The sequence below is a fragment of the Campylobacter sp. P0085 genome (genome assembly GCF_002139495.1).
GTDB lineage: Bacteria > Campylobacterota > Campylobacteria > Campylobacterales > Campylobacteraceae > Campylobacter > Campylobacter devanensis.
In genome coordinates this window covers 329410-355665 of record NZ_MJKB01000001.1, presented here as the reverse complement: position 1 = coordinate 355665, position 26256 = coordinate 329410, and the positions used below count along the sequence as shown (strand labels likewise).

Sequence of the window (26256 nt, the reverse complement as noted above, 5' to 3'; positions counted from 1 at the left end):
GAATGATACCTACAGCATCATTACCATTAGATATGGCTTGACCTAGGGAGTTAGCTTGAGAGCGAAGACTATCAGCAATAGCCATACCTGATGCATCATCAGCTGCTGTTTGAATTCTAAGGCCTGAGCTAAGGCGACCAAGAGAGCCAGTAAGTGCTCTATCATTTACTACAGAGTTAGCATGCGCATTTAAGGCTGCTACATTTGTGTTAATTCTAAAACCCATCTTTAAGTCCTTTTCTTAAAAAATTAAAAGTTCGATGGGGTATAAGCAATGTGCGTTCCAAAATTTGAAATTTGTCAAAAATTTAAATTTTTATACCCAAATATATGAAAATCAAAATTGAATTTAGAGTAAATTTTAAATTATCTCATAAAATTTATATTAAAAATTTCTTAATTAAGTAAATTTTTATAGAGTTTTTGATATTATGCCAAATATTTTTAAAAAAGGAGTATAAATGGATGCGATAAACACCCTATTTATAATGCTTTGTTCGCTATTAGTTTTGCTAATGACTCCATCACTAGCAATGTTTTATTCTGGACTAGTTCAAGCTAAAAATGCATTAAATACTATAATGAATTGCTTCATAGTCTTTGGATTAGTATCATTTACTTGGATATTTGTTGGCTTTTCATTAGCTTATGAGGGTGACTACCTTGGTATTATAGGTGATCTTTCGGCTGCTTTTTTAAATAATGTTGAAGGCGTAAATGCTAATGGAGTCCCGCAACTTCTAAATGTGATATATCAAATGATGTTTGCCCTAATAGCAAGCGCTGTTATCACAGGATCGCTTGTTGGGCGCGTGAAGCTTAGTGTTTTAGCGATATTTTTGATCTTTTGGAGTATTTTGGTCTATGCTATTTTGGCTCATATGATCTGGGATGAGCAAGGATTTTTACTAACTCGTGGTGGGCTAGATTTTGCTGGTGGCGGTGTCGTTCATATCAGTGCGGGGACAGCTGGGTTAATTGGCGTTTTGATGGTGGGTGCTAGAAAAGAGATAGCACATATCAGTGAGCAAGCCCACTCTATACCTTATGCCTTTTTAGGTGGTATTTTGCTATTTATAGGTTGGTTAGGATTTAACTCAGGTAGCGCTGGAAAGGTAGATGAAATCGCCGTAAATGCCTTTATAGTTACTATTATTTCAGCTTCTAGTGGATATATAGCTTGGATATTTATGGAAATTTTAAACAAACAAAAACCTAGCATATTAGGCTCTTTAAGTGGCTTAGTAGCTGGACTTGTAGGTATCACACCAGGTTGCGGATATGTAGGCATAGCAGCTAGTATAATAATCGGTGCTAGCACAGCTATTGTCTGTTTTTGGGGATTGATAGTTATCAAATACAAACTCAAACTAGATGACTCATTAGACGCCTTTTCACTGCATGGATTTGGCGGTATATGGGGCGCTTTGTGTGTGGGGCTATTTGCTACTAAAGAGATAAATCCTAGCATTGAATTTGAAGGATTATTTGTAAGCTTTAATCCGCATTTGCTTTTAGAGCAGATTATGGGAGTTGTGGTTTGCTTTGGGGTTTCGGCTATTATTAGCTTTGTGATATTTAAGGTTATATCATATTTTACCCCGCTTCGTGTAGATAGTGAGCATGAGAGTCTGGGTCTAGATGCTAGCCTACACGGCGAGAGCGCTTATAAAAGATAAAGTTTAAACTATCTTTATTTACTATGAAATTCGCAGATTAATGGTATTTAACCCACTAAATCTGCGAAATTAAATTCCAAAATTCTTAAATCAAATTATATCGATTTTATAATACTGATAAATTAACACTATTTGATATATCTTTAAACTATATGGTTTTAATCATATTTGAGTCTAAAATTTAGAGATTTCAATTAAAATACAAGAAAAATATTATAAAATAATAAGCTTGTATTTTATAATATTTTTAAGGTTTGAAGATGATTTTTGAGCGACAAGATTTTCAGCAAGAGTGTATAAATAATATTATAGCCATTCTTCAAGATTTTAATTTTAAAGAACAAGACAATCTTAAAGAGTGCCTAAAAAAATTTTATAAAAATTATCCATTACCTTATAAAGCTACTAGCGATAAATTAAATTTAGATATCCTTATGGAGACTGGTACTGGTAAGACATTTACATATTTAAATTTGATATTTGAATTAAATAAAACCTATAAACAAAATAAATTTATTATTTTCGTCCCTAGAAAGGCGATTTTAGAATCAGTAAAACAAAATATCAAGCTTACTCAAAATTACTTTTATAATATCTATAAAAAACATCTCAAAACCTACATTTACAGCGATACAAAAAGCAAGTCTTCTATCATAAATCACTATATAAAAAACGAAGATGAGCTTTCAGTTTTGATCCTTACAAATAGTGCTATAGATAAAAAGGATAATATCCTAAATCGTAGAAGCGAAAATTTATTTAATGATGGAAGTGTATTTGAAAATATTATAAATTTAAAGCCTATTTCTATTATCGATGAGCCTCATCTTTTAAAGGGCGATAAATTTAGTGCGAATTTTTCTAAATTAAATACGCTCTATTTTAGATTTGGTGCGACTTTTCCAAATGAAGATGAATTTAAACTATCAAATGTGGCCTATATACTTGATAGCGTATCAGCGTTTAAAAACTATCTTGTAAAACAGATAAAAGTAAGCCAAATAACTAGCATAGATGATGATCTTGTTTTACTAGAAGCAAACACCAAAGCTAAAAAAGCTATATTTTCTTATTTCGTTTCAGGAATAGACAAAAAAATTACTTTACATTACGGCAATGATTTGGGATTAATTGATTCTAAATTTCGTGGCATAACCCTCCAAAAAGTTACCAAAAACAGAGCTCATTTAAGCGATGGTAATATAATAGAAACCAAATCATCTTATAGATTAAACCAAGATGAGATAACAAATTTGCTAAAAGTATCTATAGATTTACATTTTGAAAAAGAAGAGCTTTTATTTACTCAAAATATCAAAGCTTTAAGCCTATTTTTTATCCCAAACATAGATGATTTTAGAGGCGAAAAACCTTTTATCAAAACCAAATTTGAAGAGCTTTATAAAGCAAAAAGAGAAGAGATTTTAAAGCAAAATATAAGCGATGAGTATAGAGCTTATCTTATGCGTGATTTTGATGATGAGGGCAATTTATGCGTTCATCAAGGCTATTTTAGCGGTGATGCTAAGCCAAGTAAAGGCGAAAAAAACACAGACAAAGAGAGCCAAGAAGCAAGAGATATAAGACTTATCTTAGAAGAAAAAGAAAAGCTCATTAGCTTTGATACACCTTTGCGTTTTATATTTAGCGTTTGGGCACTACAAGAAGGCTGGGATAATCCAAATATTTTTACACTCACAAAACTTGCAAGTAGCTCAAGCGATATCAGTCGCCACCAACAAGTCGGCCGTGGGCTAAGACTTTGTGTAAATACAAGTGGCAAGAGAGTTACGCACAACTTTATGAATTACAATGATAGCTTGTTTTACGATATTAACTCGCTTGATATGGTAGTAAGCGGAAGTGAGCGAAGCTATATAGAAGGCTTACAAAATGAGATAATAAATTCTAGTTTTAGCTTTAATGGTAGCGTTTTGTATAAAAATATTTTAGATATATTTGAGTTAAATTCAAATCAAATAATGAGATTTTTCATCCATTTAGAAGATAATAATATTTTAGAATTTGATGAAGAAAATGAAAGCTATAATATCATTTCACCGATTTATGAGTATATACAAAATAACGAAACTATAAAAAATATTTTAAAAGATAAATTTGATTCTATATTAGAAGTTTTCAAAGATTCTCCAAATAAAACAAGTCAAATAATAAACAAAAATTTAAACCAAAAAATGATAAAAATAAAGACAAATTTAGCGCAAGAGTTTAAAGAGCTTTGGCAAACTATAAATAAAAAATCCAAAATCGTCTATAAAAATATAAAAAACGATGAGCTTATAAACGCCGTAGTAACTAAATTTAACAATCAAAAAATAGAGCCAAATTTAATCTACTTAGAGACCAAAAAATACGACACGCAAAAAAATAAAATCATCACTGAAAACACTCAAATAATAGATAAAATAACTCATAAAAATATAAAAATATTAGAGCTTTTAAAAGATTTTTGTACCGCTCAAAAATTACCGATAAATTTTTGCGTAGAAATTTATAATAAACTAGACAAAAATATCATTAAAAACAATCCCAAAAAAGCATTTGAGCTATTAAACAATATAATAAAAGATAGCTTACACACTAGCCTTATATCTTCTGTATCTTATGAATTTTGTCAAAATCAATTCTCAAATTTAAGCATAGAAGATGCCTTATATGACAGCTTTGGTGAGCCTAAAAGTAGTATAGAAGCACACAAACTAGGCAGATACATTACAAAAGACAAAGCCCCAAGCGGTGCGTATTTGTATGAAACAGCCGTGTGGGACTCAAAATTAGAAGAAGAAGTTATCTTTGAAGATATCAAAAAAGTGGGAAACTCTGAAATTAGAGTTTTTGCTAAACTTCCTAAATTTAGCATTCCTACACCTTTTAAAGATTATGAGCCTGATTTTGCCTATTTGTTAAAAGACAAAAATGGCAAAAAGATATTTTTTATTTGTGAGACAAAAGGCTATGATACAAAAGAACAAATTCCACCAGATGAAGTAAAAAAGATAGATTACGCTAAGAAATTTTTTGAAAGTTTAGAGCGTGATTTAAACGATATTAAAGTTAGTTTTCAAACACGCATAAACAAACAAAAATTAATAGAAATTTTACAAGAGGTACTACAAAATGATAGATAAAAACCTAATCAAAGAAGCAAAGATAAAAGAGCCTGTAAAAAATGAATTTTATGAACTCTTAAAAAGCAAATTTCCTCAAACCATAAATAGCGATGGAGCGGTAAATTTTGACGCTATAAAGATGCTTTTAGATATCAAAGTAAAAGAAAATATCAAAGGCTATGAGTTAAACTGGATAGGCAAAGGTCTAGCAAATGCCCTTTATAACACGCCTTGCGATAAAGAACTTAAATTTAATGAAACCAAAAGCAAAAACACAAAAAGAGCCCAAAATATAATAATAAAAGGCGATAATCTTGACGCACTAAAACTACTTAAATCAGCATATTATGAAAAGATAAAAATGATCTACATAGACCCACCTTATAATACCAAAAATGATGATTTTATCTATCCTGATGATTTTAGAAAAGATTATAAGCAAATTTGTATAGAAACAGGACTTATCAAAATAGAAGTAGATGAATTTGGCAATGAAACAGAGGTGCCAAGTGAAGCTATGGATTTTTTCACTAGCATAACAAGCACCAAAAGCCATAGCGGTTGGCTTAGCTTTATGTTGCCACGCCTTAAACTAGCAAGAGACTTGCTAAAAGATGATGGAGTGATATTTATCAGCATTGATGATAACGAACAAGCAAATTTAAAACTGCTTTGTGATGAGATTTTTGGGGAAGAGAATTTTCTTGGAGATTTTATTAAGCAATCAAAAGTAGGAGGAGGCAGTGACTCTAAATTTATCGTAAAAGAACACGAATATTGTTTGGTTTATGCTAAAAATATAAATTTAACTAATGAAATGTTTTTAAAGCACGATGATGATTATCTTAAAAGATACAAAGAAATAGATGATAAAGGCAGATTTTTTTGGGATACTTTTTCAAGAAGAGGTTTAACAAATCCTATAATATATGAGATTAAAGCACCAGATGGGACTTTAATAAAAGATGGTTGGATTAGAGCAGAAGAAACATTTAAAAAAAATTATCAAGATGGTGAAGTTAGAATTATAAAAATTAAAGATAAATGGAGTGTTCAATTTAAGCAGTATTTAAATTTAAATGGTAAAAAACCCCGTAGTATGACAACTGATTTTGGCGGAAGTATCGAAGGCAAAAATGATATTATCAATTTATTTGATAGCGATAAAATATTTAGCTATCCAAAGTCTACAAAATTTATTTCAACATTACTTAAAATGACTACAAATTCAAACGACATTATCCTAGACTTCTTTGCAGGAAGTGGCACTACCGCTCACGCTGTAATGGCACAAAACGCACAAGATAATGGAAATCGCAAATTTATCCTAGTTCAGCTTGATGAAAAGATCGATGAGAAAAAGAGCAAAACCGCCTTTGACTTTTGTAAAAATGAGCTAGGAAGCAAGGAGCCTGTAATTAGCGATATTACGATTGAAAGAGTTAAAAGAGCAGGAAATAAACTTGAAAAACCAAATTTAGACACAGGATTTTGCGTCTATGATTTAACTGATAAAGATACTCTTATACAAAAAAGCGATGGCTCATTAGAATTATATCTAAACAGAGATTTAACCCCTTTGGATAAAGCCTTAAATTTAGCTCTTCAAAGTGGAAAAACGATTGATATAAAGTCTGAAGAAATTTGCAAAGATAAACTTTATAAATTTGATGATAGCTACTATATTATAAGCTACGATAAAAATGTGCTAGAAAGCCTAGAAGCAACCACAGATAAGCCTGTTTATATAAGTGGATATAACGATATCAAATTAGATGATTTTTTAAATTTACAAAGCGTTTTAAAAGATAGATTAAATGTAGTGTATTAAAAAAGGAGATATTTTGGGAAATTTTTTTGAACTAACAACGAAAGAGCATTATATGGGCTCTAGAAATGAGATACTAGGGGTAGATTTAGAGAAAAATCCAGAGAATTTAGAGAAATTTATCAATGATTCTATAATGCTTAATGACATGAGTAAAAAAGATCGATATATAACTAATCTATATAAAAACGGCGCTTGTCTTATTTATAAAGATTTAAGCCAAAATAGTGGATTAATAATTAAAATAGCAAAAGTAGAAGAGCAAAGTATTTTGGCTTCTATCTATCCATTTTTTAATAATATAGGGCTTATATACAAAGCAGAAATTTATACTATATATGTTTGGGAAGATGGTGTAAATGCGCAAATAGGTTTTGAAATATCTGATGATCATAGTATAGAATTTTTAGATACAAATTTTTTATCTCAAAGAGAAAAGTATATGCCAAATAAAGAGTTTCAAGCTAGAATTTATGGTGTTGCTTTTTTAGCTTGCGAATTAAAAGATGAAGAGATAACCTTTGATATCAAAACTGATGAAGAAGCTAAGATATTTGATAAAAAAATAGGTGAAAGCATTATCTTACACACTAATCAAATGCGAAGTTGCATTTGTGGCGATGAAAATGTAAGCGATATAGATGAATATACTATCACAGGCAGAATTAACGCTATAAGAAAAATAGATTTAGATTTTTGCGGGACTGAAGCTTTTATATGTAGTGTTGATTGTATCACTGTGAATTCAAGTGAATTTATGGATATGGAAATTCTTATAACAAAAGATATTTGGAAAGAAGCAAATCCACCACAAATTGATAGTTTTATTTACGCTAAGATATATTTTGCTGGGGAGATTTTGGATTGAATTTGTAATAAGAGGGTTAAATCGTTAAATTTGCCAAAGTAGTTTTGTATATATAAAAATATAAAAACTAAGCGATTTTATCTGATTGCCAATAACGATATAAATGCCTTCTCTAAACTCACCTATTTTTAAATTTATTTATTTGATATTCTAGCCAAAGTCTTCATCCCACTTGGATTTATCCATATTTATAGATACTTACCAAATTATTTGGAAATAATTAAATCACAACTGAAATTAAAAATAATCAAAAATAACTATAAAGCCCTAAAATAGGAATTTGAGATAAATAAACAGAATTAAAAAAGATTGATTGAAAGAAATTTAATTGGTGGGTTTACCAGGACTCGAACCTGGGACCATCCGGTTATGAGCCGGATGCTCTAACCAACTGAGCTATAAACCCACTTGAAATAAGAGTTGAAATTATACAGAATAATTCCTTAAATCTATATAAAACAACTCTAAAAATTAAAATTAGACTAGATAAATTTATCTTTAAAGCTGACTTTGTTTATCTCTCATTTTATTAAATTCATCATCAATAACAGATGAATTTGGCTCTTGCGACATTCTTTCTAACATATTGTTATAGCGATTTACCAGCCAGATTACAAGAGATGATAGCAAGAATGCAGGCAATAATTCATAAACTATACTTGAAAGACCAAATAATATCCATAAAAGTACCGTTACACCACCGATTATAATTCCAGCAAGCGCAGATAAGGCGCTCATATGACGTGAATATAGACTAAATAATAAAACAGGTCCGAAGCTCGCACCAAATCCAGCCCATGCATTACCCACAACTCCAAGTACTGTATCGCTAGAATTAAATCCAATAATTGTAGCAATCACAGCTACAATTATAACCGAAATTCGCCCCGTCAATACCTGAGTTCTATCGCTTACATCATGTTTATAAAAAGCAAAGATAAAATCCCTAGTAACAGAACTAGCGCTAACTAAAAGCTGAGATGATATAGTACTCATAATGGCTGCTAAAACTGCTGAAATAATCACACCTACAATAAATGGGTGAAATAAAGTGTCACCAAGCTTTAAAAATACAGTCTCTGGATCGGATAAAGGATTGCCATTTTGCGAAAAATATACAAAACCAATAAGCCCACTAGCCATTGCACCAACTAAGCCAATAACCATCCATGAAATTCCAATGCGTCTAGCCGAGCTAAGCTCTTTAGCATCTCTAATAGCCATAAACCGCACAATAATATGCGGCTGACCAAAATAACCAAATCCCCAAGCCAAAAGCCCCAAAATACCTAAAAATGTCTGTCCGGCAAAGATATTTAAATGGTCATAATTTGCTGCGTGACTATACTCATTTAAAAGCGCAAAAAAGCTTGAGCCTTCTGGAATATCAATACTAAAATATGCTAATAATGGGATACAGACCAACACTAAAAACATTAAAATACCTTGGAATGCATCAGTTAGACACACAGCCTTAAATCCGCCAAAAAATGTATAAAATACCACTATAAATAGAGTTACTGCAGCACCAAGAGTAAAATCTAAACCAAAAAAGCTATCAAATGTCTTGCCTCCTGCGATGATACCACTACTTACATAAAGTGTGTAGAATACCAAAATAAAAATTCCTGAAATTATGCGTAAGACTTTTGTTTTATCCTTAAATCTATTTTCTAAATAATCAGGAATAGTAATGCTATCGCCAGAAATTTCAGTATATACCCTAAGCCTACTGGCTAAATACTTATAATTCGCCCACGCACCAATGCTAAGTCCTATAGCAATCCATGCATTACAAATTCCACTTAGATACAACGCTCCAGGCAATCCAAGAAGCATCCAACCACTCATATCGCTAGCACCAGCACTTAATGCGGTCATAAATGGCCCTAAAGAGCGATTATCTAGCAAGTACTCATTTAAATTTGACTTTTTATTATAAGCTAGGCGACCAATCACCAAAAGCACCGCAAAATATAGCCCAATAGCTAAATAGGTAGTAAAATCCAAATTCTCTCCTTATTTACTGTTTTTTTTCTTTAAATATTTTTCATCTATATAACCCATATCTGCAAGCTTATCAAAAATTCTAGCAAGTATCGGTCCAGCCGCACCTCCGCCGCTTGCACCATGTTCTACTAATACAGTTACTATATATCTAGGATTCTCGTATGGAGCATATCCTGTCATCCATGCATGTGAGCGCTCATAATATTCCATATCAACCTCTTTTATGCGCACCTTATCTTCTTGACTAATTCCTACTACTTGAGCAGTACCTGATTTAGCCGCTATGGTAACCTTTGATGGGCTTAATACTCTAAATCCTGTACCGCCTGGAATATTAGCTACTGCATGCATTCCTTCTCTTATATATTTTAGAGCTGATTTTTCTTTTTGGCTTAAAATATCTCTAGCATGCCACTCTTGAGGCACTCCATTGATACTACCAATAAAATGCGGTGTAACATCATGCCCCATTGCAAAAATTGCCGTATCTCTAGCCACTTGCATAGGGGTTGCTAAGAAGCTACCCTGACCTATACTAGTATTAATAGTATCACCTTGATACCATGGCTGATTTAATCTCATCTTTTTCCACTGAGCATCTGGAACAATTCCTATATACTCATTTGGCAAATCAACTCCAGTTTTAACTCCAAAGCCATAGCGTCTAAGAACTGGCGCCATAATATCAATTCCTACATTATATGCTCCACGATAAAAATATGTATCACAGCTATCACGCAAAGCCTCTACTATAGTCATCATCTCAGAGCCATAATTTTTCCAATTTCTAAATTTTCTATCACCTAGCTCAAGATATGGATCACAAAGTATCCGTGATGTTGGCGCATATTTTCCACTCTCAAAAAATGCCATACCCATCGCCATCTTTACAACACTTCCAGGTGGATATAGTGCATTTATTAATTTATTAGTAAATGGATGATCTGGATTATTCATCATCTCATTCCAATCGCTTTGACTAATACCAGTTACAAATTGATTCAAATCATACTCTGGCAAGCTTGCTGCTGCTAAAATAGATCCATCAATTCCATCCATAACTACTACCGCACCAGCTGGACGATCAAAAGCTTGATATAAGTACTTTTGTAATTCCAAATCAATAGTTAAAGATATATCAGTGCTGCTTGGCTTAATATAACCAATCTCTTCTACAACCTTATTTAGTGCAGTAACCTTGGTAGTTCTTTGACCTTCTACTCCTTGTAAAATTTCATTATAATAGCGCTCAATTCCACTACGACCTGTATAGTTAGTCAGTTTTGAAAGCGGATTTGCCTCTATATCTTTTAAATTTGCCCTACCAACATATCCAATAACATGGCTAGCTAACTCACCTAATGGATAATGACGGATAGAAACTGGATTTACCGAGGTATTTTCACGCAAATTTAGCCTAGCAAAATGTGGTAAAACTCTATCATAATCTAAAAAATTTACAACATTTACAAAATCTTGTGAATAAGGAGAGTCGTTTTTGATATACTCTCTTTTTAGCTTTGTAGCATTTAAATCTGGAAACACTGAGATTATAAAGTTTATCTCATCATCTAATACTTTTAAATTTCGTCTTAAATGTGGCTTAATAGAGATCTCAAATCCTAATTTATTTACTGCTAAAGGCTGGCCATTTTTATCTAAAATTTGACCACGAACCGGAGCAATATCTTCAGTTTTTATTGCATTTTTTTCGGCAATCTGCTCATAATACTCATTTGATTTAATACTTAAATAATAGATACGAGTAAGCAAAATAATCCATACAAGAACGATAATTCCATATACAATAGTTAGCCTCATAGCACCCGCCCTCTAAATATTACAAGTGCTATTAGTGATTCTATCGCAGCATATAGCAAATACTCATAGCTTATCTCAAGGCGAGGCTGATTAAGTATATAAAGTGCAATATTACTCATAACCAAAGTAAGAATATAGCCTGAAAATACATATATAGTTATTAATAGCTTTCTCCATTTGATATTTGTCTTTAGCCAATCATCAAGAAGATAGTAAAATAACAACCATGCTAAAAGCACCGAGCAAAACTCAAATCCATTTAATTGTTCAGCAAAAAATAAAAAGGCTACAGTTAGATACCATCTTTTATCTTTTACCCCAAGCGTTCGCTCAATCTCATCACTAAGTATTATTAAATAAGCAAAAAATATCCCTATAAGAGATGGTAAAAATAGCGATGTTAAACTAAATATCTCATAGCCTATAACAGATATACAAAAAAGGCTAAATCTTAGAGATTGTGAATTAGTGCTATTTCGTTGCATACTGGAAAGTGTTTGCATTTTATGCAATCGGCCCAAATTTTTTGCGCTGGAAGCTTCTCTTTAGAAATTTCTTCAAACCCTAAGTTTTTAAAAAATTCACTTCTATAAGTAAGAGTAAAAACCTGCGTTATCTCAAGCTTTTTAGCCTCGTCCAAAAGGGCATTTACTAGTCCACTACCTACGCCTTTGCCTCTATAGACCCCATCAACTATCAAGCTTCTAACCTCAGCTAAATTTGCTGCGTGAATATGAAGAGCGCTATATCCAATGAGCCTATCATCATCAAAAGCCAATGTATATGAGCGAATATTAGTAGCTATCTCATCATCACTTCTAGGCAAAATCACCCCATTTTCAATCTCAGGGCGAACCAAAATCTGCATACTAGCTATATCTTTTAATCTTGCTTTTTTATACTCTATCATTTTACACCAAATACTGCATTATATATCGCTTTTGTCGCTTTATCTATACCGATTTTTTTACTACTTGAGACCAAAATCGCAGCTGGATCAATCTTTAAAATAGCTGACTTTTGACTCTGATTTAGTTTATCTGATTTTGTGTAAATATTTAATACATTCTGGTCAGGTCGAACAAATTCATTTAGATACAAACCAAGATTTTCATCTTTTTGCAGCCCAGCATGTCTAGAATCTATCAAATGGATAAAAGCCTTTATACTAATGCGTTCACGCAAATATTTATCTAGATTTTTTTGCCATGCATTATGCATACTTTTACTAACTTTAGCGTAACCAAACCCAGGTAAATCCACAAAAATCAATGGAACCTTATCCTCGCCATTATCGACTATAACCTCAAAATAGTTAATTAGCTGAGTTTTACCTGGTGTAGAGCTAGATTTAGCCAAGCCATGGTGATTAGTTAGTGCATTAATAATAGAGCTTTTACCAACATTACTACGCCCTAAAAACGCCACTTCGCTTATACCAAACTCAGGAGAATCATCAACTCCTTGAGCTGAGAGTAAAAACTTAGCACTTACGATTCTCATTTATCCTCTACCTGAAATATAAATTTAACTGGCTTTTTATCCTTGCTTTTGACACTATAAACACCTTTTAACTGATCTACTATAATTTCATCACCAAAAATTTTCTTATCGCTATCAACTTCATGCAAAAATGCACTACCTTTTAAGGTGTAAATTTGCCCTTTTGGCTCATAGGTTAGTAAATCGCCACTACCATTATACTTTTTACCATCTAGTAAGATACTAAATTTGGCATCACTTATTGCCTCATATTTTTGCGGTTTTCGATTTTTATCAAAGTAAATTTTAACACGATTTGCCGTTAATGTATCGCTTTTACCTTTTTTAATTAATACATTACCTACAAGTTCTCCAAGTCCTACTTTCTCATCAGCATAGAAGCTATCAGCACTTACTTCGACCTGATTTGCACTTACTACACCATAAAAGAATGCAACAACTATAAAAGATTTAACTATTTGTAAAACCAACCCTTAACTCCTTTTGCAACGATATGATTACTATCAAGTGCATATATCACGCTTTTTCCTACTATTTTATCACTATTTTGCAATAATTCAAATGGGACACTGCTTAATAATGTTTTCTCCATCATTAGATACTGAATTTCACTAGAGTTGTAGCGTAAATTGGTATCTAAATTTAGATATCTCACATCGCCAAAAAATGTTATATTATTATCTTTATAAATAGCCTCATTTGAGGTGATGTTGTGTCTATCTTTTTGGATAAAGGTAACATTTGGCTGAATAAATTCATTATAATCATCATAGGCTATAACACTTTTAGATGTAAATTTAGCATATGTATTTGTAGCATTTATCTCATAGCTTATCACTCCATCTGCTTGCATATTTGCTACCTTTATACTGTTACTTTGCAGACTAGTTTCATATGGGTTTTGTAGCATTAACGCCACTACGCTCATACTAAAAAGAGCCACAACAAAATAAAAAATTTTTATAGCCAACGCCCAATCCACTCATCACGTAAATTTTCTCTATCAATGATAATTTCTATCATCTCTCTAACTGCACCATGACCACCATTTTTACTTAATTTTATATCTGGAGTAAGCGCTTCAAAAGCATCATTTGGCGCAAAACTAATAGCTACATTTTTTAACAATTTCATATCATTTAAATCATCACCAATAGCAGCTGCATTTTCTAAGCTTAGTCCTTCTAATTCTAAAATCTCTTTAGCCTTAGCAAGTTTATCGCTTACACCTTGAAAACAATACTTAACCTCTAGCTCTTTAGCTCTATCAGCTACGATTTGAGAGCTTTTACCTGTAATTATGGCCGAAATTTTACCCATACGATTCCACTGTTGTATGGCAAATCCATCTTTTACATCAAATCTTTTAAATTCATCAGATAAATTAGTCTTATAAAGACCACCATCACTCATACATCCATCAACATCTAAAAATATTATCTCTATCATAATACGCCTTTGGTGCTTGGAATTCCTATCTTATCATTTTTAGCCACAGCCCTACGAAATGCCACAGCAAAAGCCTTAAATGTAGCTTCTGCTATATGGTGAGAGTTTGTGCCTCTTTGCTTGATTATGTGCAAGGTAATGCTTGAATTCATTGCAAGTGCTCTAAAAAACTCCTCTACAAGCTCACTATCAAAGTTCCCAATCTTTGGATTCATCTGCGATTCATAGACCAAAAAAGGTCTATTAGATAGATCCAAAGCACACTCCACAGCAGCCTCATCCATAACTACAACTGCATTGCCGTATCTCTCCACGCTACCAAGCGGATATAGAGCTTCCTTGATAGCTTGACCTAGTACGATACCGCAATCTTCTACGCTGTGGTGATCATCTATATGTAAATCTCCTTTGCAATAAAGCTTAATATCCATTAAAGAGTGTTTTGCAAATGCAGTTAACATATGATCAAAAAACCCAATACCAGTATCTATATCGCTATTACCGCTTCCATAAATTTCAAGCTCTAAACTAATATCAGTCTCTTTTGTTTTTCTTTGTTTTTTTATCATTATATTTCCTAATCTCTAGCTATAAACGCGCCTTTAAACTGACCACTAGATATGAAATCACGAGCTTCAGCTTCGCTTCTAAATCCTGTTAAAAATACCCTATAAATTGGCTCACCATTTAAACTATACTCACGAACTGTTGTTTTATAAATTCCGTTTGTATTATTATATTGAGTTTTATAGGTATTTGCTCCAGCAAGGCGTCTAAATGCGCCAATTTGCACCATAAAATTACCGCCTGTATATGTGTGGGTTTTAGCCGTTTTATTAGCCGGAGTCTCAACCTGTCCGTAAAATCCTATAACTTCAAGCTTTACTGGAACTGTTCCATCAGCAATCATAGCAATTTCTAAAGCTGCGGCTTTAGATAAATCAATAACCCTACCAGCTACAAATGGTCCTCTGTCATTTATTCTTACTGTGGTTGTTTTGCCATTTTTTAAACTTGTAACTTTAACCATTGTATTCATTGGCAAGGTTTTATGAGCTGCAGTTAGAGCATGCATATTATATGTTTCGCCATTGCTTGTTTTTTTGCCATGAAAATTTGGTCCATACCAGCTAGCAATACCTGTAGCTGTATCACCTACTTCTACTACTGTTGGGTAATATGTTTTACCATTTATTGTATATGGTCTCATTGTAGATTCTTGATTGCTAGCACCACCATTTTGTATAGTTTCAAAATCTGAACCTGAGTAGTTTGAACCATATCCTGAGCCTAAATAGCCACCTGAATACCCCGAACCTGAGTAGTGTGGAATACTCTTTGTAGAACATCCGCTAAATAATGCACCTGCTAGCACTATGACTGATAATTTAGTGAGGTATGACAAGATTTTCTCCTATTGCTAATTTCATATTTGTTTTGCTATTTGCCTTTATAATTTCATCTACTTCTACGCCAAATTTACGTGAAATCATTCCAAGTGTATCACCCTTTTTAACCTGATACTCATAGATTGTTTTAGCATTTGCTGGGACGGCAAGTTTATAGTTTGATTTTATCTTACTTATATTATTATACTCTTTAATATCGCTTGCTTTAATATTTAACTTTTTAGCAATAATTTCAAAAGTATCACCTTTTTTAGTATTATAAATTTTACTCTTTGACCCCTCTTTATAATTAGCGGCAAACTCCTCTTTTTTAATTGTTGGGATATAAATATAATAAGTCTCCCTATTTGGCGGAGTAAAGCTGTATCTTAAATGAGTATTATATTTGCTAAGATTTTCTAAACTAAATCCGATAGATACAGCCACATCTCTTAAGCTAGTTCCACCTGGAATTTCAACTCTTTTAATCCCTATATATGTAGCTGAATTTAGCATTGAACTATCTTTTGAGATTAGAAAATCACTATCATTTGCCACATATGCCATCATTATAATTTTACGTAGATAATCTCTGCTTTCTAACGAAAGGTACTTTTTCTTTGGGTTTAAAAGCACCATTATATCATCACTTCCAGCTAATTTTATAGCTTTGCTTAATTTTCCCTCTCCTGCATTGTAAGCTAAAATAGCTAGATACCACTTGCCAAACCTATCTTTTAATCTTTCTAAATAATCAATAGCGGCATGTGTAGCTTGCAATGGATCTCGTCTTTCATCTACATACTTATCAACTTCTAAATTATGCAGCTTTGCAGTACTAGGGATAAACTGCCAAATTCCAGCTGCTTTAGCTCCAGAGGTTGCTCTATTTGATAACTTAGATTCTACAATAGCTAAATATAATAAAAAATTTGGAGCATTTCGCTCTTTTAAGACATCTTTTATTATAGCAGCATGCTTATACTCTTTAGTTATTGTATTTATAAATTCTTTCTTTGTCATATCCATTCGAACATTTTTAAGTAGTAAAAAATGCTCATCGTTTATATATTTTGGGTCAATATCAAGCTCTTTTAATACCCTAATTTCTTTTTGAAAATTATCATCTGAAACCATAAACCCAAATGAGCAACTACAGCTTAAAAGTATAAATAAAACTATGGCAAATATTCTCATCTCTCTCCTTAAATTCCAAATAATCTATTTGCATTTTGCGTTGTAATACTCTCAACATCGCTCCTGCTAAGTCCTAAAATATCAGCCATTTTATCAGCTACATATGTCGTAAATGCTGGCTCATTTCTCTTACCCCTGTGAGGTTCAGGAGTAAGATATGGCGCATCAGTTTCAAGCACAAGTCTATCAAGCGGAATCTTAGGTAAAATTTCAACTAATTTTTTTCCATTTTTAAAAGTTAAAACGCCACCTATTCCATAATAAAATTTACTGCTTAATTCAAGCAAGATAGGACTAGCATTAAAACAATGCAAAACTCCGCCAACTAGCCTACTTTCGTACTCTTTTAAAATTTTTAGACTATCCTCGTTTGCATCTCTAATATGCACAATAAGCGGCAAACCAAGCTCCACGGCTAATTCAATTTGACTGATAAAAGCCTCTTTTTGTTTGGCTTTATAACTATCTATATCTGTTGCTGGTAGTCTAAAATAGTCTAGTCCACACTCGCCTATAGCTATACATTTTGACTCTTTAGCAAATTTACGCAAAATATCTATATCATACCCATCGATTTCATATGGATGCACTCCAGCAGCAAAGTATATATTTTCATTTGAATTTGCTATTTCTAACGCTTTTGGCAGATCATTTATATCTGCTCCTGGAATTATAATCTTTTGCACTCCGCTATCAAATGCACTTTTTATTACGCTACTAATATCATCAAATCTAGCATCATCTAGATGACAATGTGTATCTATAATCATAAAATTTCTACCCTATTTTTACCATTTAATTTTGCTTTTGTTAAAGCTTTATATCCTATATTTATTGCTTGATCAATTTTGAGCGAATTATCAAAAAGACAAACTCCTACTGAAATAGTTGGGCGAATAGCTGAGGCGACTACTAAATTTGCAACCTTTGATCTAATTTGCGCCATAATTCTTACACTTTCATCAAAGCTAACTTTATCTAAAATCACACCAAATTCACCACCGCTAAGGCGTGCTACAATCATTCCCTTTAGCTCATTTCTAAGCATAGATGCCACATGCGCTATAACTCTATCGCATAGATCAAAGCCAAATTTAGCATTTATATCTCTTAATCCATCAATATCAATAATTGCGATGCTAAATTCTACTTTTCGCTCTGCTAAATTTTTTACATAATTAAAAAAATAACGCCTATTAAATAACTTTGTTAATGGGTCATATTTTTTATATAGTTCGATATTAATCTCATCTTGCATAGCTTTTAGATTGCTATCTACTCTATATATAATCTCCTCTTTACTAAAAGGCACAGAGATAAAATCATTTGCACCATTTTTTAGAAATTTTGCCGCCACATCGTTATCGCTAGCTGCTACTACGATTAGGCCTAGATGATTTTTATTTTTATTTTGGCGAATTTGACGCATTAAATCAAATCCATTGATAACTGGCATATTATAGGCTGTTAAAATTAGTTTAATATCTGGATTATCCTCTAAATAATTTAACGCCTCCTCGCCATGTGCTGCAGTAAAAACTTTATAAAGTTGCGAATTTAAAATCTCTTTTAGCTGATTTCTCACGCTCATAGACGGCTCGACTATCATAACCTTATAGCTACGATTTCTACATAGTCTATTAATTGTTTCAAAGATATAATTAATCGCATCAAGATTATCTTTTACTACATAATCAACAATATTTTTTTGCATAAAGAGCTTTTTTAAATTCTCATCTACACTACCAGTTAAAATAATAGCTAAGATATTTTTAGATAGTACATAATCAACCACTTCACCATCTGGTGCATCAGGTAAATTAATATCAAGTAAAGCAATAAAAAAGTCATCATTTTCCTCAATAGCCTCAATCGCCTCTGCGTAACTATGTGTTACTACGATATCCATATCAACATGTGCGTTCATCTTTTTGGCTATTAGCTTAGCTAAAGCTTTATTATCCTCGACTATAAGGACTCTCTCACGCATGATAACCCCATCTTAATTTAATATTCAAAGCCTTGATTATACTCAAATTAGACTTTAACACTCATTAAAGCAATAACTTCTTAGCAAATTCAGTCGCCTCTTGCGTTATACTTTCACCACTTATCATACGCGATAACTCCATTACTCTTTCATCCATATTTAACTCTTTTGCAGTAGAGCCTTTTATATCTTTTTGTACTAAAAAGTGATGATGGGCTTTTGAGCTAAGTTGAGGCTGATGTGAAATAGCAAAAATTTGATATAAGCTTGATAGTTCTATCAATACATTTGCTATACTCATAGCCTCTTTGCCACTTAGATTAGCGTCTATTTCATCAAGGATTAACACTCCACCACCAAGACCGCTAATCTTAGCTTCACTAGCAATAAAAGCTAATCTTAAACGATTTATCTCTCCACTACTTAGAGTTTTTAAATTTGAACTATTTAAATTTATATCTACTAAATCAGCACCATTTATATCTAAATTTTTACTATTTAAATCCATATCAATCTTATTCATATATAGATCTTTTAAATAGCTATTTATCATAGTTTCTAACTCTTTTATAGCTTTAAAACGCTCTTTTGTTATAGCTTCTGAAGAGCTTTTAAGCTCATTTGATAATTTTGTAAATTTAGATACTAAATCAGATTTTTGAAACTCTATATTTTCATAATGGGCTAATTCACTCTTTCTTTTTTTTAATATCTCTAGACACTCTTCTATACTTCCATATCGTTTTATTAGAGCATTTAGACTCTCTATGCGATCTAAAATCTCCTCAATGTCCAATCCTTCAAACTCATCAAAATCCACGCTACTTCTAGCTATTTTAAGCTCATTTAAAGCATCACTAAAAAATCCACTATCAATCTCGCTAATATGCAAAGCATCCATTACTGCCTTCTCATAGGCAAATATCGCTTCAGCTTTATTCCAAGCCTCTTCTATTTTATCTTTTTTACTAAGGCGTTTTTTAATAGCATTAAGCTCTTCGAATTCTCCTACCTTAGGAGAAACTTGCTCGATCTTTTCTATCTCAAATTTGGCAAAATCTCTAAGCTCATCGATCTTTTTTTCCTCTTCATTTATCTTATCTAGATCTTTTTTAACGCTCAAAAATTCACTAAATTTCTCTTTAAATTTGATTAAATTCTGATTATGATTTTTAGATTTTTTACTAGCTAAAATATCCAAAAGCCCAAGCAATCTACTATTTTCAAACTCTGTAATATCTCTAGCGCTTAGATATTTTAAATGGCGACTAGCAACTAAATTTAAATTTTTTTTCGATATTGATTGATTATTTATAAAGTATCTTGTACTCTTATCTTTTAAGAGTTTAAAGCAGTTTATGCTCTCTTCTTCAATCCCAAACTCATCTAATCCTAACTTACACTCTACATCAGCTTCAATTAGTCTAGCATCACTATCTTTGTAGCCAAAAACGCTTAATATCGCCCCCATCAAAACGCTCTTTCCAGCACCACTCACACCAGTAAATACACTAAGCCCAGAGCCAAATTTAAGCTCTAATTCATTAAAACTTAAATAATCTTTAAGATAAATTCTCTCTATCACTGCTGACCCCATCTTAATTTCTCTTTTAATACACCAAAATAGTCCCGCCCCTTTTGTCTTAGCAAATTCACTCTAATATCACTCACGCCGATATCCACACTATCAAATTCAATCAAATCAAATCTATCTTGCCCATCTATTAGCACCACCACATCATCATTACTTCTAAATTCCAGCCTAAACTCCCTAGGCAAGACAAGCGGCCTTTGAGTAAGGCTATGAGAGCATATCGGCGTAACGCTATAAGCATCACACAAAGGATGGATAATAGGCCCTCCAGCGCTCATATTATACGCAGTTGAACCCATCGCAGAGCTAATTATCACCCCATCACCAAAATATGAATTAAAATGCTTTGAGTTTAAAAACGCATCAATATGCGATGTAGTATCTATTTTTTTACGCATTAAAACTATATCATTAAAGGCTAATTTTGTAGTTATTTTGCCATTTTTATTGAAATTTGCCCTAAGCATATATGGGCGTTCAATATCATAAATTCCAGCCAAAAATTGATCTAAAAATCCACCAAATCCATCCAAGGTAGAATCAGTCAAAAATCCCAAATGCCCAGTATGAACCCCATATATATAAGCCTCGCTTTGCGCTGCTCTCCTGCAAGTAGCTATGAAATTACCATCGCCACCAAGCGAGACTATAACCTTTGCTCTTTTGATTAACTCACTAAATTCATAACCTTCTAATGATATACTTTGAGCCACATGAGACTCAAATATCACATCAATTGAGCGACTTTTTATAATCTTTATAATCTTTAATAACGCATCTTTTTGCTCTATTGGATCTCTAGTTGTAATTGCTATAGTATTTAAATTTTTATGAATTTTAGACATAACTCTCCCCTAAAAGCCAAATTCTACACAAAAAAATATAATATAAAGTATCTCAAAATATAAATTATATCTACTTATCAAAGCGAGTACTTGTTAGTTTTAGAGTTGGGTTTTCTTACATTACTCCACTTTAAAGCTTGCTAGACTACAAAGTATCAGCTTTAACTCATTATAGAGAAAAACACAACAAACAAATCAAAAAGTAAAAATAAACTTACAACATTAAAACAGCATTAAAACTTTTAGGTATATTTCGAGCATATATTAAGCAAATTTAAAGGCATAAAAAGAGATAATTTTCTTTATTTTAATAAATACTTAGTGCAACTATCTAAATTAAGGTTTTATTATGCTATCAGATAACTTATCTAGATTCTTTTTTGAGAGATATGAACTTACAAATTCACAAAAATGATATCCAACAAAAGGTCTTTAAACTTCTTAAAATAGATGAAAACGAACAAAGAGAGAAATTTGGATTTTTACTTGATGCGCTGATATTTTAAAAAAGGAGAAAAAATGGGTTTCGTTTCGCATCCTTAAAAATACAAATGCCTAAAATGTGGCAGGACAAAAATACAGCTAGCGGGCTGCTCTGCCTTGCTTCGCAGCTGCCCAAAGTGCGGCTCAGTAATGGTGCCAGTCAAAATGAGCTGGATAGATAAGGTGCTAAGATTTTAGAATTCCCTAGTGAATTCTAGAGAATTCTAGAATTTGTTACCTTAAAATAAAAGTTAACTTAAATTTTACATTTAGTTAAAAAAATTATTGACTTTTATGGGGGGGGGGTAGAATATGGCGTTTTTTAAAAAATATCTAAAAAGGAACAAAATATGGCAAACATTGACATAAAAGATATCTATGATTACTTAGAAAACAAAGTAAGCGAAGTTCAAGAAAAACTAAAAATACACGATAAAAATGAAGATGATGGAGAGAGACTGGCAAAAGAAGCTGCCTACGAGAGTGTTTCAGATTGTAAGGAAATACTAGATAAGAATATTAAAGAATACAAGGAAAATCAAGAGTTAGATACATATACAATAGCTTTTTATGGAGAGACAAATGCTGGAAAATCTACTCTAATTGAGTCATTGCGCTTGCTTTTAAAGGAAAAAACAAAAGTAGAAGCTACCGAAAAGTTTAATTCAAAAGTGGGTGAAATCATCAAGGCAAAAGATGCATTGAGTGCTTTAGAAGAGAAGGTTAAAAATGAACTAGAAAAAGAATATGCTGATATCTTATCGTTAAAAAATAAGTTTAGCGCTGAACTTGAAAGCAGAAAAAACGATTTTTCGGCACTTTTGCAAAGGTATACTGAAAATTTAAGACAAGAAGAGCAAAAAATCAACCATTTTGTTGGCGAGCTTTATGCCGAATTAAGCTTAAATGATGATTTGAGCCAAAAAAATATAAAAGACAAAATAGAAATTCTGCAAATTAGAGAAAAAACTCGTAAAGTATCTTTTTTTCAAAAAATAAAGTTTTTTTTCTTTGATGATGATATTCGAAAAAAGATGAAGGTTATAAATGATCTTTATTCAAAATTTATACTACTTCAAAATGAGCAGGAAAAAACAGTGGATAAAGAGAATAAAAAAAATACAGAATTAGAATCGATGCATAAAAATACCATAAATGAAAAAGAAAATAGCCTAGCTAATATAAAGCAAGAGAGGGAAAAAGTAATCTTTGATGAAAAAAGAAAGCTTGATGATTATCAAAGAGATTTGGCTAAGTATGAAGATGGAGCTATTATAGGAAATGGAAAATCCGATTTTACTATTTCGAATTCTGAATATAGATTTTCTTTAAATAATCAAGATTTTAAAATAATAGATATGCCTGGTATAGAAGGTGATGAAAAAATAGTTATAAGTGAGATAGAAAAAGCTGTCAAACAAGCACATTGTGTATTTTTTGTAACAAGCGAACCAAAACCTCCACAAAAAGGAGAAAATGGCAAAAAAGGAACAATAGAAAAGATTAAAGAGCATTTAAGCGCACAAAGTGAGGTATATACAATCTATAATAAGCGCATCACAAGTCCTAGACCTCTAAACCATGATATAATCAGTGAAGATATTGTAAAAAGTTTAAAAGTGCTAGATCAAAAAATGAGTGAAATATTAGGCAAGCATTATGCACACACAAAAATTCTTAGTGCTAGAATAGCATTTTTATCACTTGCTAGCTCTATAGCACCTGGTTCGAGTTTAGAGGTTGAACAAGCAAAATTTTTAGCTCAATATAGTAAAGATGAGCTGTTGGAAAAATCCTTGATAACACAATTTAGTAATTTTCTCTCAAATGAGCTTGTTGCAAATACAAAAGAAAAAATCAGACAATCAAATATCAGTAAGGCAAAAAGTGTTCTGCTTCAGTTTATCCAAAATATCAAAGATATTATAAAAAGCTATGAGCCACTTTGTGCTGATATAAAATCGAGCTACGAGGATGGCAAATTTGCTTTAGAAAATACACTAAGAGGGACAAAAAACGAAATAGAGTCTTGTGCTGATGCGTGTGTTATGAGATTTGAAGAAGAAAGCGGTGAAAAAATATATAATATAATAGATACAAATATCAGTGATGATGACTTTAAGTATGAGCTTAAAATAGCCATAGAAGACCAAATGGATAAATTAAAAAGTGAGCTAGATGATAAGTTAAAACTTTGTTTTGATAGTTTTAATAAAAAACTAACTAGTGACATAGAAGGGTTTAAGCGCAAGATTTCTATAAATATAAAAGATTTTAAAGATAATGTAAAATTAAACTCTGATATAGACCTATCAATAAATATTGATAATGGAATTGATAAAATAGGTCTTGCTAGTTCGTTGATTGGTGCTGGTGCGCTAGCTTGGGTGGCTGGTTCTTTGGCTACTGGAGGGGCACTAGCTGTTGCTACCCTTGTTATCGGTGTTGTTACTGTTGTTATTAGTTTTGTTAAAAGTATTCAAAAATTTCTTAGTGATAGCTATAAAATGAGAGAGCAAAAAAAAGCAGCAGATGAAAATATTAGGAAACAAGCTAGACAAATTAAAGGAGCTTTAAACAGTGAGTTTGAAAAAATATTTGAGAAAATGGAGGAGCAAATAGATATAATCACAAATGAGTTTTACCAAAAATATGAAAGCATAAATCAGATGATAAAACACTTTAATAACACGCAAAAAGAACTAGAAAATATTTCAAAAAACTTTAAATAAAAGGAGAAGTAATGAACACTACTTTAAATGAGTTCAAAAATAAAAAAGAACAAGCTAGCAAAATTTTAAATGATTTAGCAGTTTTTTTGGCACGAGGTGAAGAACAAGGCATCTCAATAGATGAATCTTTAAAAAAGAAAATCGCTGATGCTACTTCAAATATAGAAAATCAAAAATTAAAAGTAGCCTTGATCGGCGGATTTAGTGAGGGTAAAACTTCTATAGCAGCAGCTTGGCTAGAAAAAATAAAAGATGATATGAAAATAAGTCACGAAGAATCATCTGATGCTGTTGCCATATATCACTTAGATGATATTGATCTTGTAGATACTCCAGGACTTTTTGGTTTTAAAGAAAAAAATATCAGTAATGGCGATATTGAAGCATATAAAAATATTACAAAAAAATATGTAAGCGAGGCGGACCTAGTTTTATATGTTATGAACTCAATAAATCCGATAAAAGAAAGTCACAAAGATGATTTAGAGTGGTTGTTTAAGACTTTAAATCTACTTCCTAGAACGATATTTATTCTAAGCAAGTTTGACGAAGTGGCTGATATGGAATCGGATGAGGAATACGAAAAACATTTTGAAATAAAGAAAAATAATGTTCTTCTTAGACTAAAGGAACTCTTAAATCTTAGTGATGATGAACTTTATAGAATTAGTATAGTAGCAGTTAGTGCAAATCCTGATGATGAAGGGATAGAGTATTGGCTAAAAAATCCTGATGAGTTTAAAAAACTATCTCATATACAAACCCTACAAGAAAGCACAGCTAAGAAAATAAAAGAAAGCGGTGGAGTTGAAAATATAGCAAACGAAACTAAAAAAAGCATAATAAAAGATGTGTTAAACAAGCAACTGCCAGTAGCAAAACAAGCAAATGAAAAAATCAGTAAAGAAATAATCAAACTAACTGATAGCAGCAATATGCTTCAAAAGCAAATGGATAGACTAAGACCTGAAATTAGTGATGCTAGAGTGCATTTAAGAGAGTTTATAAATACTTATTTCAAGGGACTTTTACGAAAATTAAAAGATACTGGGCTTGAGACTATAAGTGATTTTGTTGTATTTGAAATCGGTGATAAGGGAATAAATATAGATACCACTATCCAAAATGCCTTTGACAAAAGAGTTATGGCTGTGAGTACCAGCCTTAGAAAACTACAGACCGATTTAGATTTTGAGATGAATAGTTTTGCCAAAATGGCTATAACTTATGGACAGCAAGGCATCAAGTGGCTAACAAGCTCAAATATAATAAATGCCACAAATATCAAAGCCACAAGAGATGTTATACGATCTGGTGCAAAAATGATAGGAGTAGATGTAGGGCTTAAGTTTAAACCGTGGGGAGCTGTAAATCTTGCAAAAGGATTAAATGCTGGTTTAGCAGCGTTAGGGCTTGCTTTTGAATTATGGGATTCATATCAAAAAGCACAAAAAGAGCAGGAATTTCAAAAAGCAAAAGCAGATATGGAAGAAAAACTAAATAACCAGCAAAGAGAGATCATGGATTCTTTAAATGATGAGGGTGTATTTATAGAAAAATACTTTCCTCAGTACCTAGAACTACAAAAATCTATAAAAATGATAGAAAATACAAAAAGGGAGTTTGAAGCTAGAAAAATTGAATTTGAAAAGTGGGTTCAAGAAGGCGAGATAATAGACGCCGAATTTGAAGAAATAAACTAAGCATTTTACTCTTTTAAATTCTAGAATTCCTATCT

At 32.0% G+C, this 26256-nt stretch carries 22 protein-coding genes, 1 tRNA gene and 1 pseudogene; 7 read left to right on the top strand and 17 right to left on the bottom strand.

Annotation, left to right across the window (positions count from 1 at the left end):
• Positions 1 to 226, bottom strand: a 226-nt coding sequence (locus CIGNP85_RS01830) for a flagellin N-terminal helical domain-containing protein (RefSeq protein WP_442861926.1), incomplete at its 3' end; no start/stop codon positions are given.
• A 235-nt stretch (positions 227 to 461) separates the two neighbouring features.
• Here CIGNP85_RS01830 and CIGNP85_RS01825 point away from each other — a divergent pair.
• The 4 genes from CIGNP85_RS01825 to CIGNP85_RS01810 all read left to right on the top strand — a co-directional run bounded on the left by CIGNP85_RS01825 (position 462) and on the right by CIGNP85_RS01810 (position 7506).
• Positions 462 to 1679: an ammonium transporter gene (locus tag CIGNP85_RS01825; protein ID WP_086267579.1), complete on the top strand. Its 1218-nt coding sequence runs from the start codon at positions 462 to 464 to the stop codon at positions 1677 to 1679.
• Positions 1680 to 1939: 260 nt separating this feature from the next.
• Positions 1940 to 4828, top strand: coding sequence for a restriction endonuclease (locus CIGNP85_RS01820; RefSeq protein WP_086286731.1), 2889 nt, complete (start codon positions 1940 to 1942; stop codon positions 4826 to 4828).
• Complete coding sequence (locus tag CIGNP85_RS01815) at positions 4818 to 6641, top strand: site-specific DNA-methyltransferase (RefSeq protein ID WP_086286730.1); 1824 nt, start codon at positions 4818 to 4820, stop codon at positions 6639 to 6641. Before CIGNP85_RS01820 ends, CIGNP85_RS01815 begins: the two co-directional genes overlap by 11 nt.
• 13 nt (positions 6642 to 6654) lie before the next feature.
• Positions 6655 to 7506, top strand: a complete 852-nt coding sequence (locus CIGNP85_RS01810; RefSeq protein WP_086229456.1) for a hypothetical protein — start codon at positions 6655 to 6657, stop codon at positions 7504 to 7506.
• A 329-nt stretch (positions 7507 to 7835) separates the two neighbouring features.
• Here the strand turns inward: CIGNP85_RS01810 and CIGNP85_RS01805 are convergent.
• The 16 genes from CIGNP85_RS01805 to CIGNP85_RS01730 all read right to left on the bottom strand — a co-directional run bounded on the left by CIGNP85_RS01805 (position 7836) and on the right by CIGNP85_RS01730 (position 21303).
• Positions 7836 to 7912: transfer RNA gene (locus tag CIGNP85_RS01805), tRNA-Ile, on the bottom strand.
• Positions 7913 to 8004: 92 nt separating this feature from the next.
• A complete protein-coding gene (putP, locus tag CIGNP85_RS01800; protein ID WP_086286729.1) occupies positions 8005 to 9516 on the bottom strand; it encodes a sodium/proline symporter PutP in 1512 nt (503 codons plus the stop codon).
• Between the two features lie 9 nt (positions 9517 to 9525).
• On the bottom strand, positions 9526 to 11337 hold the full coding sequence (gene mrdA / locus CIGNP85_RS01795) for a penicillin-binding protein 2 (protein WP_086227843.1): 1812 nt from the start codon (positions 11335 to 11337) through the stop codon (positions 9526 to 9528).
• Entirely contained in the window at positions 11334 to 11822 is a 489-nt protein-coding gene (locus CIGNP85_RS01790; protein WP_236845538.1) for a hypothetical protein, read from the bottom strand. Before CIGNP85_RS01790 ends, mrdA begins: the two co-directional genes overlap by 4 nt.
• Positions 11789 to 12247 (bottom strand): N-acetyltransferase, encoded by a 459-nt coding sequence (locus CIGNP85_RS01785; RefSeq protein WP_086286728.1) that lies wholly within the window; start codon positions 12245 to 12247, stop codon positions 11789 to 11791. Before CIGNP85_RS01785 ends, CIGNP85_RS01790 begins: the two co-directional genes overlap by 34 nt.
• Positions 12244 to 12840 carry a ribosome biogenesis GTP-binding protein YihA/YsxC gene (yihA, locus tag CIGNP85_RS01780; protein WP_086252593.1) on the bottom strand — a complete coding sequence of 199 codons (597 nt, stop codon included), beginning with the start codon at positions 12838 to 12840 and terminating at the stop codon, positions 12244 to 12246. Before yihA ends, CIGNP85_RS01785 begins: the two co-directional genes overlap by 4 nt.
• Complete coding sequence (locus CIGNP85_RS01775) at positions 12837 to 13310, bottom strand: LptA/OstA family protein (RefSeq protein ID WP_236844743.1); 474 nt, start codon at positions 13308 to 13310, stop codon at positions 12837 to 12839. The genes yihA and CIGNP85_RS01775 overlap by 4 nt, the downstream gene beginning before the upstream one ends.
• Positions 13295 to 13822, bottom strand: a complete 528-nt coding sequence (locus CIGNP85_RS01770; RefSeq protein ID WP_141081037.1) for a hypothetical protein — start codon at positions 13820 to 13822, stop codon at positions 13295 to 13297. Before CIGNP85_RS01770 ends, CIGNP85_RS01775 begins: the two co-directional genes overlap by 16 nt.
• Positions 13801 to 14289, bottom strand: coding sequence for a KdsC family phosphatase (locus CIGNP85_RS01765; protein WP_086243823.1), 489 nt, complete (start codon positions 14287 to 14289; stop codon positions 13801 to 13803). The genes CIGNP85_RS01770 and CIGNP85_RS01765 overlap by 22 nt, the downstream gene beginning before the upstream one ends.
• Complete coding sequence (hisB, locus tag CIGNP85_RS01760; RefSeq protein WP_086224186.1) at positions 14286 to 14858, bottom strand: imidazoleglycerol-phosphate dehydratase HisB; 573 nt, start codon at positions 14856 to 14858, stop codon at positions 14286 to 14288. The genes CIGNP85_RS01765 and hisB overlap by 4 nt, the downstream gene beginning before the upstream one ends.
• An 8-nt stretch (positions 14859 to 14866) precedes the next feature.
• The gene (locus CIGNP85_RS01755; RefSeq protein WP_439097829.1) at positions 14867 to 15694 is read right to left on the bottom strand and encodes a septal ring lytic transglycosylase RlpA family protein; all 828 of its coding nucleotides are present in this window, start codon (positions 15692 to 15694) and stop codon (positions 14867 to 14869) included.
• Positions 15678 to 16874 (bottom strand): lytic transglycosylase domain-containing protein, encoded by a 1197-nt coding sequence (locus CIGNP85_RS01750; protein ID WP_086233330.1) that lies wholly within the window; start codon positions 16872 to 16874, stop codon positions 15678 to 15680. Before CIGNP85_RS01750 ends, CIGNP85_RS01755 begins: the two co-directional genes overlap by 17 nt.
• Positions 16875 to 16882: 8 nt before the next feature.
• Positions 16883 to 17644: a TatD family hydrolase gene (locus CIGNP85_RS01745; RefSeq protein ID WP_086226443.1), complete on the bottom strand. Its 762-nt coding sequence runs from the start codon at positions 17642 to 17644 to the stop codon at positions 16883 to 16885.
• Complete coding sequence (locus CIGNP85_RS01740) at positions 17641 to 18864, bottom strand: GGDEF domain-containing response regulator (RefSeq protein ID WP_086286727.1); 1224 nt, start codon at positions 18862 to 18864, stop codon at positions 17641 to 17643. Before CIGNP85_RS01740 ends, CIGNP85_RS01745 begins: the two co-directional genes overlap by 4 nt.
• Before the next feature lie 64 nt (positions 18865 to 18928).
• Positions 18929 to 20449: an AAA family ATPase gene (locus tag CIGNP85_RS01735; protein WP_086286726.1), complete on the bottom strand. Its 1521-nt coding sequence runs from the start codon at positions 20447 to 20449 to the stop codon at positions 18929 to 18931.
• On the bottom strand, positions 20446 to 21303 hold the full coding sequence (locus CIGNP85_RS01730) for an NAD(+) kinase (protein ID WP_086286725.1): 858 nt from the start codon (positions 21301 to 21303) through the stop codon (positions 20446 to 20448). The genes CIGNP85_RS01735 and CIGNP85_RS01730 overlap by 4 nt, the downstream gene beginning before the upstream one ends.
• 392 nt (positions 21304 to 21695) lie before the next feature.
• Between CIGNP85_RS01730 and CIGNP85_RS08665 the strand changes: the two are divergent.
• From CIGNP85_RS08665 to CIGNP85_RS01720, 3 genes and pseudogenes are all read left to right on the top strand, one after another.
• Positions 21696 to 21806 (top strand): annotated as a pseudogene (locus CIGNP85_RS08665) (hypothetical protein); the annotation flags it as partial.
• Between the two features lie 330 nt (positions 21807 to 22136).
• Entirely contained in the window at positions 22137 to 24518 is a 2382-nt protein-coding gene (locus CIGNP85_RS01725; protein ID WP_086286724.1) for a hypothetical protein, read from the top strand.
• Positions 24519 to 24529: 11 nt separating this feature from the next.
• Entirely contained in the window at positions 24530 to 26221 is a 1692-nt protein-coding gene (locus CIGNP85_RS01720) for a LeoA/HP0731 family dynamin-like GTPase (RefSeq protein WP_086282526.1), read from the top strand.
• The last annotated feature ends 35 nt before the right edge of the window (positions 26222 to 26256 follow it).

Coding starts and splice junctions, on each gene's coding strand:
- CIGNP85_RS01785 (WP_086286728.1), bottom strand. CDS start 12,247: ATGATAGAGTATAAAAAAGCAAGATTAAAAGATATAGCTAGTATGCAG.
- CIGNP85_RS01730 (WP_086286725.1), bottom strand. CDS start 21,303: ATGTCTAAAATTCATAAAAATTTAAATACTATAGCAATTACAACTAGA.
- CIGNP85_RS01720 (WP_086282526.1), top strand. CDS start 24,530: ATGAACACTACTTTAAATGAGTTCAAAAATAAAAAAGAACAAGCTAGC.
- mrdA (WP_086227843.1), bottom strand. CDS start 11,337: ATGAGGCTAACTATTGTATATGGAATTATCGTTCTTGTATGGATTATT.
- CIGNP85_RS01815 (WP_086286730.1), top strand. CDS start 4,818: ATGATAGATAAAAACCTAATCAAAGAAGCAAAGATAAAAGAGCCTGTA.
- CIGNP85_RS01790 (WP_236845538.1), bottom strand. CDS start 11,822: ATGCAACGAAATAGCACTAATTCACAATCTCTAAGATTTAGCCTTTTT.
- CIGNP85_RS01820 (WP_086286731.1), top strand. CDS start 1,940: ATGATTTTTGAGCGACAAGATTTTCAGCAAGAGTGTATAAATAATATT.
- CIGNP85_RS01740 (WP_086286727.1), bottom strand. CDS start 18,864: ATGCGTGAGAGAGTCCTTATAGTCGAGGATAATAAAGCTTTAGCTAAG.
- CIGNP85_RS01825 (WP_086267579.1), top strand. CDS start 462: ATGGATGCGATAAACACCCTATTTATAATGCTTTGTTCGCTATTAGTT.
- CIGNP85_RS01750 (WP_086233330.1), bottom strand. CDS start 16,874: ATGAGAATATTTGCCATAGTTTTATTTATACTTTTAAGCTGTAGTTGC.
- CIGNP85_RS01745 (WP_086226443.1), bottom strand. CDS start 17,644: ATGATTATAGATACACATTGTCATCTAGATGATGCTAGATTTGATGAT.
- CIGNP85_RS01765 (WP_086243823.1), bottom strand. CDS start 14,289: ATGATAGAGATAATATTTTTAGATGTTGATGGATGTATGAGTGATGGT.
- CIGNP85_RS01725 (WP_086286724.1), top strand. CDS start 22,137: ATGGCAAACATTGACATAAAAGATATCTATGATTACTTAGAAAACAAA.
- hisB (WP_086224186.1), bottom strand. CDS start 14,858: ATGATAAAAAAACAAAGAAAAACAAAAGAGACTGATATTAGTTTAGAG.
- yihA (WP_086252593.1), bottom strand. CDS start 12,840: ATGAGAATCGTAAGTGCTAAGTTTTTACTCTCAGCTCAAGGAGTTGAT.